Annotated in this window: 10 protein-coding genes and 1 pseudogene; 3 read left to right on the top strand and 8 right to left on the bottom strand. The window is 61.3% G+C overall.

Annotated features, from left to right (window positions below):
- From AC1DLB_RS08370 to AC1DLB_RS08340, 7 genes are all read right to left on the bottom strand, one after another.
- A partial coding sequence (locus AC1DLB_RS08370) for a formyltetrahydrofolate deformylase (protein WP_477784856.1) occupies positions 1–636 on the bottom strand: 636 nt, incomplete at its 3' end.
- Between the two features lie 178 nt (positions 637–814).
- On the bottom strand, positions 815–1,447 hold the full coding sequence (locus AC1DLB_RS08365; protein WP_477743642.1) for a sarcosine oxidase subunit gamma: 633 nt from the start codon (positions 1,445–1,447) through the stop codon (positions 815–817).
- A gap of 57 nt (positions 1,448–1,504) precedes the next feature.
- Positions 1,505–4,522 (bottom strand): sarcosine oxidase subunit alpha, encoded by a 3,018-nt coding sequence (locus AC1DLB_RS08360; protein ID WP_018928797.1) that lies wholly within the window; start codon positions 4,520–4,522, stop codon positions 1,505–1,507.
- Complete coding sequence (locus AC1DLB_RS08355; RefSeq protein WP_007907563.1) at positions 4,519–4,848, bottom strand: sarcosine oxidase subunit delta; 330 nt, start codon at positions 4,846–4,848, stop codon at positions 4,519–4,521. The genes AC1DLB_RS08360 and AC1DLB_RS08355 overlap by 4 nt, the downstream gene beginning before the upstream one ends.
- Positions 4,849–4,862: 14 nt before the next feature.
- Positions 4,863–6,113: a sarcosine oxidase subunit beta gene (locus AC1DLB_RS08350; RefSeq protein WP_007936415.1), complete on the bottom strand. Its 1,251-nt coding sequence runs from the start codon at positions 6,111–6,113 to the stop codon at positions 4,863–4,865.
- A gap of 23 nt (positions 6,114–6,136) precedes the next feature.
- On the bottom strand, positions 6,137–7,390 hold the full coding sequence (gene glyA, locus AC1DLB_RS08345) for a serine hydroxymethyltransferase (RefSeq protein ID WP_018928796.1): 1,254 nt from the start codon (positions 7,388–7,390) through the stop codon (positions 6,137–6,139).
- A gap of 317 nt (positions 7,391–7,707) precedes the next feature.
- The gene (locus AC1DLB_RS08340; protein WP_477784858.1) at positions 7,708–8,424 is read right to left on the bottom strand and encodes a TraX family protein; all 717 of its coding nucleotides are present in this window, start codon (positions 8,422–8,424) and stop codon (positions 7,708–7,710) included.
- A gap of 127 nt (positions 8,425–8,551) precedes the next feature.
- On the opposite strand from AC1DLB_RS08340, the gene AC1DLB_RS08335 reads away from it, so the two are divergent.
- Positions 8,552–9,592, top strand: a complete 1,041-nt coding sequence (locus AC1DLB_RS08335) for a threonine aldolase family protein (RefSeq protein WP_018928794.1) — start codon at positions 8,552–8,554, stop codon at positions 9,590–9,592.
- Between the two features lie 343 nt (positions 9,593–9,935).
- On the top strand, positions 9,936–10,760 hold the full coding sequence (locus AC1DLB_RS08330; RefSeq protein ID WP_428636150.1) for an SDR family oxidoreductase: 825 nt from the start codon (positions 9,936–9,938) through the stop codon (positions 10,758–10,760).
- Between the two features lie 72 nt (positions 10,761–10,832).
- Here AC1DLB_RS08330 and AC1DLB_RS08325 read toward each other — a convergent pair.
- Positions 10,833–11,423: pseudogene (locus AC1DLB_RS08325) on the bottom strand (flavin reductase family protein); the annotation flags it as partial.
- Between AC1DLB_RS08325 and AC1DLB_RS08320 the strand changes: the two are divergent.
- On the top strand, positions 11,410–11,564 hold a 155-nt coding region (locus AC1DLB_RS08320; RefSeq protein WP_477784857.1), incomplete at its 3' end, for an FAD-binding oxidoreductase. The pseudogene AC1DLB_RS08325 and the gene AC1DLB_RS08320 sit on opposite strands and share 14 nt — an antisense overlap.

Raw genomic sequence — 11,564 nt, 5'->3', positions numbered from 1 at the left:
GTTGTAGGCCTGGTGATACGGCTTGGCGCCCTTGAAGCCCGGCAGCAGGGAGTGGTGAATGTTGATCGCCTTGCCGTCGAGTTTGCGGCACAGCTCTGGCGACAGAACCTGCATGTAGCGGGCAAGGATCACCAGCTCGGCGCCGGCCTCTTCGATCACCTGCCAGACCTGGCGCTCTTGCGATGGTTTGTCGTTGGGGTCCAGAGGAAAGTGGTAGTACGGAATCTGGTGCCAGTCGGCCAACGGCTTGAGGTCCGGGTGGTTGGAGACCACCGCGACCACGTCCATCGACAACTGGCCGATGCGCTGGCGGTAGAGCAAGTCGTTGAGGCAGTGATCGGCCTTGGAGACCATGATCACCACTTTCGGCCGGTAGTTCGGCGGGGTCAGCTCGAAGACCATCCCGAAGGCGGCACCACGCTCCGCCAGGCCTGCGCGGAAGGCTTGTTCGTCGAAAGCGTCGGGTTGCCGAAACTCCACTCGGATGAAGAAACGGCCTGAGAGCCGGTCATCAAAGGAGTGGTGCTCGGTGACGTAGCAGCCCTGCTCGAACAGAAAGCGGGTCACCGCATCCACGGTGCCGAGGACGCTTGGGCAGTCGGCGGTCAGAATCCATGTGTCTGGGGCGCGGCTCATAGTGCGGTGACTCCTGCTGCTACATCTGTGATCAGAGAGAACTCTGTGGCGAGGGAGCTTGCTCCCGCTGGGTTGCGAAGCGACCCCTATGTCAGCAACCGCATTCCTGCAGAAGGAACGCGGATTCAGGTTTTACGACTGCTGCGCAGCCGAGCGGGAGCAAGCTCCCTCGCCACAATTACGCCTGGACGCTAAGCCCGTATTCAGCCGACGCATCCTGCAACCACAACCACCAGTAATCCGAGAAGCTGCGGCGAATCAGCAGTTCCCAGGTGTCTTCGGCGGTATGGCGGATCATCAGTTGCGACTTGGCGAACACCGTGCCAACAGCCTTGCCCACCGGGAAGTTGTTGGGGTGCACGTCATAGCTGGTGGACTTCATCAGCACCTGACGCACGTTCGGGCCGCTGAGTTCGAGGATCTGCTGGCCACCGCTGACGTTGACGATCTGGATGTGCAGGTCGCCCAGCGCTTCACGGAGTTTTTTCTCGGTGGCGAATTCTTCACCGGTCGGCACGATCAGCAGCCATTCATCCGGCCCCATCCATTGCAGGCTGGTTTCGCCTTTGATGATCACGGTCAGCGCACCTGGCAACTCGATGCCAAGGGCCTTGTGCACACCAGCGGCGAACGCGGCGTCGTGGCCATCGCCACGGATGGTCAGGTGACCGAGGAGTTTTTTCTCACGCACGATCACGCCGGCGTTCTTGCGCCCCTTGCCCACCAGGCTGGCGAGGTCGGCATGATGCAGCGACGACTCGGCCTTGGCCCCGGTGGTTGGGCGTTGTTGGTAAACATTGGCTGCGGTCATAAAGCACCTGTCTTGAATTCTTTGTCGCCCCCCGCGCCTGGCGCGGGGGGTGATCGATTACACGTTCTGGCGATCGCCTTTCGGATCGAAGAACACCGAAGAAACGATTTCCGCCTCGATCACGCTGCCGTCGGCCAGCGGTGCGAACACCCGCTCACCCATGCGCTTCAAGCCGCCTTTCACCACGCCCATGGCAAACGAATAGCCCAGGGAGTTGTGCAAGTAACTGGAAGTCACGTGCCCCACCATGGTCATCGGAATCGCTTGCTTGGTGTTGAACACCAGTTGCGCACCTTCCGGCAGCCATTTGGTCGGATCGATCGGCTTCAGGCCAACCAGCTGTTTGCGCTGATCACGCACACAGTCTTCGCGGTTCATGCCACGCCAGCCGATCCACGAGAACGGTTTGGTGCGACCGACACACCAGCCCATGTTCAGGTCGTCCGGGGTCATCGAGCTGTCAGTATCCTGACCGACGATGATGAAGCCCTTCTCGGCCCGCAGTACGTGCATGGTTTCAGTGCCATATGGCGTCAGGTTGTACTTCTTGCCAGCATCAACAATTTTTTCCAGCACGCCCATCGCATAGTCGGCCTGCACGTTGACTTCGTACGACAGCTCACCGGTAAACGAAATCCGGAAAATCCGCGCCGGCACGCCACCGACCAGGGCTTCTTTCCAGGTCATGAACGGGAAGGCTTCGTTGCTCAGGTCGGCGTCGGTGACTTCGCTGAGCAGCTTGCGGCTGTTCGGCCCGGACAGGGTCATGGTTGCCCAGTGATCCGTCACGGAAGTGAAGTACACCTTCAGGTCTGGCCATTCGGTCTGGTGGTAGATTTCCAGCCATTGCAGCACGCGCGCAGCGCCGCCGGTGGTGGTGGTCATCACGAAATGGTTGTCGGCCAGGCATGCAGTCACGCCGTCGTCGAACACCATGCCGTCTTCTTTACACATCAGGCCGTAGCGCGCCTTGCCCACGTCGAGCTTGGTCCAGGCGTTGGTGTAGATGCGGTTGAGGAACTCGCGGGAGTCCGGGCCCTGGATGTCGATCTTGCCCAGGGTCGAAGCGTCCAGCAGGCCGACGCTGTCGCGCACGGCTTTGCATTCGCGTTTTACGGCGGCATGCAGGTCTTCACCGTTTTTCGGGAAGTACCAAGGACGTTTCCACTGACCGACGTCTTCGAACTCGGCGCCATTCTTAACGTGCCAGTGATGCAGCGCGGTGAAGCGAACCGGCTCGAAGATGTGCCCACAGTGACGACCGGCCACGGCGCCGAAAGTCACCGGCGTGTAGTTCGGACGGAACATGGTGGTGCCCATCTGCGGGATGGTCACGTTCAGCGAACGGGCGGCGATGGCCAGGCCGTTGACGTTGCCGAGCTTGCCCTGATCGGTGCCGAAGCCCAGTGCGGTGTAGCGCTTGACGTGCTCGACCGACTCGAAGCCTTCGCGGGTCGCCAGTTCGATGGCGGCTGCGGTGACGTCGTTCTGCAGGTCGACGAATTGCTTCGGCGCACGGGCAGTGGCTTTTTCGTGAGGCACCTGGAACAGCGCCAGCGTCGGCTCTTCGAGTCGGCTCAGGGCTTTGGGCAGTACGCCTTCGACCTTGCCGAAACCAGCTTCGCTGGCAGCGCGAGCACCGCCTTCAAAACCATCGGCCAACGAATCGCCGAGGCTGTAGACGCCGTTGATGCCACCGACGCACACGCGTTTCTGCGGTGCTTCGCCCGGTACGAAACCGAGGATGTCTTCACGCCAGATCGGCTTGCCACCCAGGTGCGAAGCCAGGTGAACCACCGGGCTGTAGCCGCCGGAGCTGGCGACCAGGTCGCAATCGAGCCATTCGCCCGGGCTGGTCACGGTGTGTGCTTTTACATCAATCGCTGCAACGCGAGCGGCGGTCACGTGCTTGCTGCCACGGGCCTCGATCACGGCGCTGCCGGTCAGGATGCGAATGCCYTTGGCCCGCGCTTCTTCCACCAGCGCACCGCGAGGGTTGCTGCGGGCGTCGGCGATGGCCACCACTTGCAGGCTGGCGTCGAGCCAGTCCAGGGCAACGCGGTAGGCGTGGTCGTTGTTGGTCGACAGCACCAGTTTCTTGCCCGGTGCCACACCGTAGCGACGCACGTAGGTCGACACAGCGCCGGCGAGCATGTTGCCCGGCACGTCGTTGTTACCGTAAACCAGTGGACGCTCGTGAGCGCCTGTCGCCAGCACCACGCGCTTGGCGCGAACCCGGTGGATGCGCTGACGCACCTGGCCGATCGGAGCGCGGTCGCCGAGGTGATCGGTGAGGCGCTCGTGAATGGTCAGGAAGTTATGGTCGTGGTAACCGTTGACCGTGGCGCGCGGCAACAGCAGCACGTCAGGGGTGTTTTTCAGCTCGGCGATGACGCTGGCAACCCACTCGGTAGCTGGTTTGCCATCGAGGCTTTCGCGGGAGTCGAGCAGGCTGCCGCCGAACTCTTCCTGCTCATCGGCCAGGATCACACGGGCGCCGCTGCGGGCAGCCGCCAGTGCAGCCGCCAGACCCGCAGGGCCAGCGCCGACGATCAGCACGTCGCAGTGCTGGTTCATGTAGTCGTAGGTGTCCGGATCGTTCTCGGTCGGCGAACGGCCAAGACCGGCTGCCTTACGAATGTACTTCTCGTAAGTCATCCAGAACGATTGCGGGTACATGAAGGTTTTGTAGTAGAAGCCCGGTGGCATCAGCTTGCCGCCGACCTTGCCGAGAATCCCCATCATGTCGTTGTTCACGCTTGGCCAGCCGTTGGTGCTGGTGGCGACCAGGCCTTGATACAACGCTTGTTGCGTGGCGCGTACGTTCGGGATCTGCGTGGCTTCGGTCGCACCGATCTGCAGCACGGCGTTCGGCTCTTCGGCACCGGCGGCGAAGATGCCGCGAGGACGCGAATACTTGAAGCTGCGGCCGACGATATCGACACCGTTGGCCAGCAAGGCTGCGGCCAGCGAGTCGCCTTCAAAGCCTTTGTAGACCTGGCCGTTGAAGGTGAAGCTCAGCACTTTGTTGCGGTCGATGCGTCCGCCGTTGGACAGGCGATTGATCTGGCTCATACCTTCTCTCCCAGAGCCGTGGCGGCCGCTTTCGGGCTGTCGGTCTTGTCGGTGAACTGCGGCTTGGTGCCGATCTTGTAGGTTTCGAGAATCTCGTAGGTCACGGTGTCACGGGTCACGTTGAAGTACTGACGGCAACCGGCGACGTGATCCCACAGTTCGTGGTGCAGACCGCGAGGGTTATCGCGGAAGAACATGTAGTCGCCCCACTCCTCGTCGGTGCAGCTGTTCGGATCCAGTGGACGCGGGATGTGCGCCTGGCCGGATGCATGGAATTCCTCTTCGGAGCGCAGTTCGCCACAGTGAGGACAGAAGATATGCAACATAGGGATTTCTCCTGTTAGTGGGCGACTGCTGCAGCGCCGTGTTCGTCGATCAACGCACCGCTGTGGAAGCGGTCGATGGAGAAAGGTGCAGCCAATGGGTGCATTTCACCCTTGGCCAGGCTTGCGGCAAACACGTTGCCCGAGCCAGGTGTAGCCTTGAAGCCACCAGTGCCCCAACCGCAGTTGAAGAACATGTTCGGTACCGGAGTCTTCGAGATGATCGGGCACGCATCCGGCGTGGTGTCGACGATGCCGCCCCACTGACGGTTCATGCGTACGCGCGACAGCACCGGGAACATCTCGACGATGGCCTGGATGGTGTGCTCGATCACCGGGTACGAACCACGCTGGCCGTAGCCGTTGTAGCCGTCGATACCGGCGCCGATCACCAGGTCGCCCTTGTCGGACTGGCTGATGTAACCGTGTACGGCGTTGGACATGATCACGCTGTCGATAATCGGCTTGATCGGCTCGGACACCAGCGCTTGCAGCGGGTGCGATTCGATCGGCAGGCGGAAACCGGCGAGTTTGGCCATGTGCCCGGAGTTACCGGCAGTCACCACGCCGACGCGCTTGGCGCCGATGAAGCCCTTGTTGGTTTCAACACCGATGCACACACCGTTTTCCTTACGGAAACCGATCACTTCGGTCTGCTGGATCAGGTCCACGCCCAAGGCGTCGGCGGCACGGGCAAAGCCCCACGCCACGGCATCGTGACGGGCCACGCCGCCGCGACGCTGGACGGTAGCGCCCATCACCGGGTAGCGGGTGTTCTTGGAGCAGTCGAGGTACGGGATCTCGTCTGCCACTTGCTTGGCATCGAGCAGTTCGCCGTCCACGCCGTTGAGGCGGTTGGCGCTGACCCGACGCTCGGAATCACGAATGTCCTGCAGGGTGTGGCACAGGTTGTAGACGCCACGCTGGGAGAACATCACGTTGTAGTTCAGGTCCTGGGACAGGCCTTCCCACAATTTCATCGCGTGTTCGTACAGGTGTGCCGACTCGTCCCACAGGTAGTTGGAACGCACGATGGTGGTGTTGCGCGCGGTGTTACCGCCGCCCAGCCAGCCCTTCTCGACCACGGCCACGTTGGTGATGCCGTGTTCCTTGGCCAGGTAGTAGGCGGTCGCCAGACCATGCCCGCCACCGCCGACGATGACCACGTCGTAGACCTTTTTCGGGGTCGGCGTACGCCACATGCGCTGCCAGTTTTCATGGTGGCTGAGGGAGTGTTTGAAGAGGCCGAAGCCCGAATAGCGTTGCATAGTCATTTACTCCAAAACCGCGCTCAGCGATAAACCGGGAAGTCCGCGCACAGGGCTGCCACATGCTGCGCGACATTGGCCTCGACATCGGCGTCGCCGAGGTTGTCGAGGATGTCGCAGATCCAGCCAGCCAGTTCAACACACTGGGTAACCTTGAAGCCGCGAGTGGTCACCGCCGGGGTGCCGATACGCAGGCCGGAGGTCACGAACGGCGACTGTGGATCGTTCGGGACAGCGTTCTTGTTCACGGTGATGTGGGCGCGACCGAGTGCTGCGTCCGCCTCTTTACCGGTGAGGCCCTGACGGATCAGGCTGACCAGGAACAGGTGGTTATCGGTACCGCCGGACACTACATCGTAGCCGCGTTTGATAAATACGCCGGCCATTGCCTTGGCGTTGTCGATCACTTGTTGCTGGTAGGCCTTGAAGCCAGGCTCCAGTGCTTCCTTGAAGCACACTGCTTTACCGGCGATGACGTGCATCAACGGGCCGCCCTGGGCACCAGGGAATACCGCGGCGTTGAGCTTCTTCTCGATTTCTTCGTTAGCCTTGGCCAGGATCAGGCCACCACGTGGACCGCGCAGGGTCTTGTGGGTGGTGGTGGTCACCACGTCGGCGTATGGCAGCGGGTTCGGGTACAGGCCAGCGGCGACCAGACCGGCAACGTGAGCCATGTCGACGAACAGCAGGGCACCGACCTTGTCAGCGATCTGGCGGAAACGCGGGAAATCGAGGGTCTTGGAGTAGGCCGAGAAACCGGCGACGATCATCTTCGGCTTGCATTCGACGGCCAGACGCTCGACTTCGTCGTAGTCGATCAGGCCGGTTTTGGTGTCGATGCCGTACTGCACGGCGTTGTACAGCTTGCCCGACGACGACACTTTGGCACCGTGGGTCAGGTGACCGCCGTGGGCCAGGCTCATGCCCAGAATGGTGTCGCCGGCTTGCAGCAGGGCCAGGTAAACGGCGCTGTTGGCCGAAGAACCGGAGTGCGGCTGCACGTTGGCGTAATCGGCACCGAACAATTGCTTGGCGCGTTCGATGGCCAGGGCTTCAACTTTGTCGACGTGCTCGCAACCACCGTAGTAGCGCTTGCCCGGATAGCCTTCGGCGTATTTGTTGGTCAGGCCACTGCCTTGCGCTTCCATCACGCGCTTGCTGGTGTAGTTCTCTGACGCGATCAGCTCGATGTGATCTTCCTGGCGTTGCTCCTCGGCATTCATCGCCGCCAGCAGTGCATCGTCGTAACCCTGAATCTGGTCTTGCTTGCTGAACATCGCGTCTCTCCCAGCGGCGGCGGTGCGCCTTTCGTCTCGGTGAGGCACTGGCATTTCGGCAGTGCCCTTTGATAGCGATGGTATGACCGGCGCAGACAGGTCAAATGCCTATGGACGCCACGCAAAGGTGCGTTTACGACATGGGCCGAAATGGGTGAACGGGCGAACACCCCTGTGGCGAGGGAGCTTGCTCCCGCTCGACTGCGAAGCAGTCGTGAAACCGACAAATTCGATCTAACTGACGAACCACATGCGCCGGGTTTGGGTCTGCTGCGCAGCCCAGCGGGAGCAAGCCCCCTCGCCACAGGGGACGGGCGTCAGGCGATGAGTTGGCGCAAGGCCAAAAGTACGAGGAAATGCCCGGGATAAAGGGCGTAGGCCCAGCGGCGCATCGGCGGTGGCTGGATGCCTTGGGCATGTCGCAATAGCAGCAGGCCCGAGAATGGCGCAATCAGACAAACGACAATACCCAAAATCGCCGCACCGCTGCCGAACCAGGCAGCGGAGTACAGCACTTGCCATTGATTGGCCGCCAGGCACACCAGCCCCGGCAACAGGCCGAAATACCAGGGCCGCTGGATCACCAGCAACATCGCCAGTGGCAACAGCACGCCGAAAAAGCCGAACATCAATCGCTGCGGGAACAGTGCCGCCAGCACCAAGGCAACGACCGCCAACAGACGCGACTGAACTGGCCCGTGCTGCCAGCCACGGGCCACCAGCAACCCCATGACCAGCGTAGGCAATACATTCAAGGTGTCGTGATCAGGAATGTACATCCGATACGGAATTTCGCTCAGGGCACTAAACAGCAACAACCAACCGAGGTAGCGCCACTGGCCGTCGGTCGTCACTGTACGGACACGCGCCAGGYTCGCCGCCATCGCCAGACAGAACCACGGGAACGCCAATCTGCCCGGCACATACAGCAGATCGAGGGAATAACCGACATATCGCAGGTGATCGAGCACCATGCTCAACAGCGCCAGCCACTTGAGCAGATCCAGTGCACCGTCCCTCTGCGTCATGTGCATAATTGCCCGAGGCATTTGTATTTTTCTGACAGACTCATCCCGTGTGCTCCCCGGACGATCTTCGGTAAAGTGCACATCATCATTGACCAACGAAGCGCCACAAGCGCCTCGATCACGGAAGCCGGCCATGACCGACAAGAGCCAACAATTCGCCAGCGACAACTATTCCGGTATTTGCCCTGAAGCCTGGGCTGCCATGGAACAGGCCAACCACGGACACCAGCGCGCTTATGGCGACGATGAGTGGACCGCACGCGCCGCGGATCAATTCCGCAAACTGTTCGAAACCGACTGCGAAGTGTTCTTCGCCTTCAACGGCACCGCGGCCAACTCGTTGGCCCTGTCGTCGCTGTGCCAGAGTTACCACAGCGTGATCTGCTCGGAAACCGCCCACGTCGAAACCGACGAATGCGGCGCTCCGGAGTTTTTCTCCAACGGTTCCAAGCTGCTCATCGCCCGCACCGAAAACGGCAAGCTGACCCCGGAATCGATCCGCGAAATTGCCCTCAAGCGCCAGGATATCCACTACCCGAAACCGCGCGTCGTGACCCTGACCCAGGCCACTGAAGTCGGCAGCGTGTACACCCCGGAAGAAATCCGCGCCATCAGCGTCACCTGTAAAGAACTGGGCTTGAACCTGCACATGGACGGTGCCCGTTTCTCCAACGCCTGCGCTTATCTGGGCTGCTCGCCAGCCGACCTGACCTGGAAGGCCGGCGTCGACGTGCTGTGCTTTGGCGGTACGAAAAACGGCATGGCGGTGGGCGAAGCGATTCTGTTCTTCAACCACAAACTGGCCGAAGACTTCGACTACCGCTGCAAACAGGCCGGGCAACTGGCGTCGAAGATGCGCTTCCTCTCGGCCCCCTGGGTCGGGATTCTTGAAAACGACGCCTGGCTCAAATACGCCCGCCACGCCAACCACTGCGCGCAGTTGCTGGCCGAACTGGTGAGCGACATTCCTGGCGTCGAGCTGATGTTCCCGGTGCAGGCCAACGGTGTGTTCCTGCAACTCTCCGAGCCGGCCATCGCCGCACTGACCGCCAAGGGCTGGCGCTTCTACACCTTCATCGGCAACGGCGGCGCACGGTTCATGTGCTCGTGGGACACCGAAGAAGAACGCGTGCGGGAACTGGCGGCGGATATCCGGCACGTGATGACAGCCTGACTCCCTCCCCCTCACCACAGGCTCTGTGTTCCACCTCAGCTATTTGGTTGAAATGCGACTTTGTGGCGAGGGAGCTTGCTCCCGCTCGGCTGCGCAGCAGTCGTAAAACCAGCCAACGCGGTCCACCTGACAGACCGCATGCTCAGGCTTTGGGGCTGCTTCGCAACCCAACGGGAGCAAGCTCCCTCGCCACAGGTTCTGCGCTCGACCTCAGCTATTTGATTGGCAAGAGATCTTATGGCGAGGGGGCTTGCCCCCCCTTGCCACAGTCCCGCACGAGTTGGTCTACATTGACTGCGAGCCGTTTCGATCCGCTCGGATCACGCCAATCGGGAGCGTCCGCATGTCACTACAAGGCAAAACCCTGTTCATCACCGGCGCCAGTCGCGGGATTGGTCGTGAGATTGCGCTGCGGGCCGCGCGCGACGGGGCCAACATCGTGATTGCCGCGAAAAGCGCCGCCCCTCACCCCAAACTGCCTGGCACCATCTTCAGCGTGGCAGCGGAAGTCGAAGCCGCGGGTGGCAAGGCGCTGGCCCTGGAGGTGGATGTGCGCGATGAAACCATCGTGCGCCAGGCCCTGGCTGACGCCAATGAGCATTTCGGCGGCATCGACGCGCTGATCAACAATGCAGGAGCGATCAAGCTGACCGGCGTGCAGCACATCGAACTCAAGCGCTTCGACCTGATGCACCAGATCAACACCCGCGCCGTGCTGCTGTGCAGCCAGGCCGCCCTGCCCTATCTGAAAAAATCCAGCGGCCACATCCTCAACCTGTCACCGCCGTTGAACCTGGCCACCAAATGGTTCGCCCAATACAGCCCCTACACCGTCACCAAGTACGGCATGAGCATGCTCACCCTGGGCATGAGCGAGGAATTCGCCGCCTACGGTATCAGCGTCAACTCTCTATGGCCGCAGACCATGATCGCCACGGCCGCGATCGAGTTTCAGCTCGGATCGCGCGAATCTTTCAAACATGCCCGCACACCCGCGATCATGGCGGATGCCGCCCACGTCATTCTCGACAGCAGCGGTCGCAGCATTACCGGTCGGTTGCTGATCGATGAGGAGATTTTGCGCGAGCAAGGGGTGACGGATTTTGAAGGGTATCGGTATGCGCCTGATTCCACCGACAAACTGATGCCAGACCTGTTTGTCGACTGACTGAAGCGCGCCCTCTACGGGAGCTGCCGAAGGCTGCTCCTGTAGAGGTTATTCAGCGATCATCTCGACCGATCAATACTCGATCCGCACGTCACCCTTCGGCACGCTGCAGCAAGACAGGATGAACCCCTCGGCTTCGTCTTCCTCGGTAATCCCGCCGTTGTGTTCCATTGCCACTTCGCCGGCAAGCTTCATTACCTTGCAGGTACCGCAGATACCCATGCCGCAGGCCTTGGGGATCATCAGGCCCAGCTTGGCGGCAGCGGCGTGGACGGTTTCGCCCGGAGCCACGCGGATGCTCTTGCCGGAGGCGGTGAATTCCACCTGGTGCAGGTCGGCGGCGTCGATTGCAGGGGCGTCGGCCGCTTGTTCAGCGTGTTCCTCTGCATCGGCGATAGCCTCTGGCGGTGTGGCGCCGAAGGACTCTTCGTGGTAGCGCTTCATATTGAAGCCGGCGTTTTCCAGCAAACGCTTGACCGCATTCATGTAGGGCGTCGGGCCGCAGCAGAACACTTCCCGCTCAAGGAAGTCCGGGACCATCAGTTCGAGCATCTTGTGGTTGAGATAACCGCGGTATCCGGCCCACGGCTCACCGAAACCGTGTTTCTCGCAGATCAGGTGCAGGCTGAAGTTTTCGATCCGCGCCGCCATGTGCTCCAGCTCGCCGTCGGTGCCGTACAGCTTCTCGGTGACGATCAAGCGCGTACCGGGCGGCAAGGTCTCGAACTGGTTGCATGACACCCTGCATGAAGGTTACGAGCTGGCGGTGCACGGCCCGGTCGGGCTGTTCAACGCCATCGACTT

This window comes from Pseudomonas sp. 05N434, from assembly GCF_056396965.1.
This window is presented reverse-complemented; position numbering and strand designations above follow the sequence as displayed.